Source organism: Angustibacter peucedani, from assembly GCF_054779595.1.
In genome coordinates this window covers 1-1,962 of record NZ_BAAGXY010000153.1, presented here as the reverse complement: position 1 = coordinate 1,962, position 1,962 = coordinate 1, and the positions used below count along the sequence as shown (strand labels likewise).

2 protein-coding genes and 1 pseudogene are annotated in these 1,962 nt (G+C 79.7%); all 3 read right to left on the bottom strand.

The features are described from left to right. Positions 1–387: pseudogene (locus ACYVJ4_RS18195) on the bottom strand (hypothetical protein); the annotation flags it as partial. Next, the gene (locus ACYVJ4_RS18190; RefSeq protein WP_460461491.1) at positions 384–1,526 is read right to left on the bottom strand and encodes a TadA family conjugal transfer-associated ATPase; all 1,143 of its coding nucleotides are present in this window, start codon (positions 1,524–1,526) and stop codon (positions 384–386) included. The pseudogene ACYVJ4_RS18195 and the gene ACYVJ4_RS18190, both read right to left, overlap by 4 nt. Next, a partial coding sequence (locus ACYVJ4_RS18185) for a CpaE-like family protein (RefSeq protein ID WP_460461490.1) occupies positions 1,526–1,962 on the bottom strand: 437 nt, incomplete at its 5' end. The genes ACYVJ4_RS18190 and ACYVJ4_RS18185, both read right to left, overlap by 1 nt.

Here is a 1,962-nt window from a genome sequence, read left to right as displayed (position 1 = left end):
GTCCAGCAGGTCGGCCAGGGGCGCCCCCGTGCGGTCGGCCAGGCGCCAGGCCGCGCCCGCCGCAGCCCCAGCAGCGGCAGCGCTCGGCGAGCCCCGCGAGCAGGCCACGGCGTCGAGCCAGGCGAGCGGGTGCGCCGAAGCGCCCGCCACTCCCAGCACCTCGCACGCCGCCTGCCAGGCGGCCGGCGGCGACGCACCACCACGCACCTGGGCGGCCACCAGCTCGACCAGCTGCAGGACGTCGTCCGCGACCGGCCTCGAGGTGGCGGGTGCGGGGAGTGGACCCGGCCGGAGCACGGTCACCCGGTGCCAGGACCACCCACCGCGCGGCCGGAGCAGGACGGCGCCGGCGAGCAGCCCGCCGACCAGGAAGGCCCGACCGGTCACCCGAGCCCCCACCGCTGCAGCAGCGGCCAGCCCGGACCGGTGCTGCCGGCGTCGTCGGGGTCCGCGCCTGCCACCAGCGCGGGCAGCACCTGCACCCGCTCGTCCGAGCGGTCGACCGCCCCCACCTGCACCAGCCGCCGGCGGCCGTCCTGGCGCCGCAGGTGCAGCACGACCTGCAGCGCACCGGCCACCTGCGCGTGCACGGCGTCGCGACCGAGGCCGGCCAGCGCGCCGAGGGCCTCGAGCCGCGCCGGGACGTCGGCCGCGGCGTTGGCGTGCAACGTGCCGCACCCGCCCTCGTGACCGGTGTTGAGCGCGGCCAGCAGCTCGCGCACCTCGGCGCCGCGCACCTCGCCGACCACGAGCCGGTCGGGTCGCATGCGCAGCGCCTGCCGCACCAGCGCGGTCAGGGTCACCTCGCCGCGGCCCTCGACGTTGGGCGCCCGCGACTCCAGCCGCACCACGTGCGGGTGGTCGACCCGCACCTCCGCGCAGTCCTCGGCCACGACGACCCGCTCGGCGGCCGGCACCAGGCCGAGCAGGGCGCCCAGCACCGTGGTCTTGCCGACGCCCGTCCCGCCGGTGACGACGAAGGCCAGCCGGCGGGCCACGACCGCGCGCAGCACGGGGGCCCAGGCCGGTGGCACCGTGCCGCGCTCGACCAGGTCGTCGAGCGAGAGCGCCACCCGCGACGGCACCCGCAGCGACACGTGGGTGCCGCCCTCGACCAGCGGCGGCAGCGCCACGTGCAGCCGCACCCCGCCCGGCAGCCGGGCGTCGACGAAGGGCGCCGCGTCGTCGAGCCGCCGCCCGGCCGAGGCCGCCAGCCGGGTCGCGAGCGCCCGCACGGCCGGCTCGCCGCCGACGTCGACCCGCACCCGCTCGAGCCCGCGGCCGCGGTCGACCCACACGCCGGACGAGCCGTTGACCAACACGTCCGTGACGTCCGGGTCGGCCACCAGCGCCTCGAGCGGACCCGCCCCGGCGACGTCCGCGCGCAGGGCGTCGACGACGTCCAGCAGGCTCTGGTCGCCCAGCACGATGCCCGCGGACCGGACGGCGGCCGCCACCTCGCGCGGCGTGACGTCCGCCCCGGCGCGCAGCAGCTCGGACCGCACGCGCTCGACCACCGCGGTCATCAGGCCGCTCGCCCCGACGTTACGGCCAGGCAGCGCTCGGCGGCGCGGGCCAGCCCGCCGCGCGACCGTCGTCCGGGCAGGTCGCCGCGGTCGAGGTCGTCGTCGAGGCGCGGCTCGTCGCGCACCACCGCCGCCAGCGGCAGCCCGAGCACGTCGGCCACCCGCGTCGGGGACCACCGCTCCCCCGGCCCCCGACGGACGACGGCACGCACCACGGGCGATCGGCTGCCCACCTGCGCGACGACCTGGGCAGCGGAGACCACACCCCGCAAGCGGGCCGGGACCACGACGAGCAGCTCGTCCACCCGGCGCAGCGCCGCGTCGGCCGCGGCGTCGACCGCGCGGGGCAGGTCGACCACCACCAGGTCGTGGCCGCGGGCGCCCGCGTCGAGCACGGCGTCGACGGCCCGGGCCGGCAGGTCGAGCGGGTCGCCGC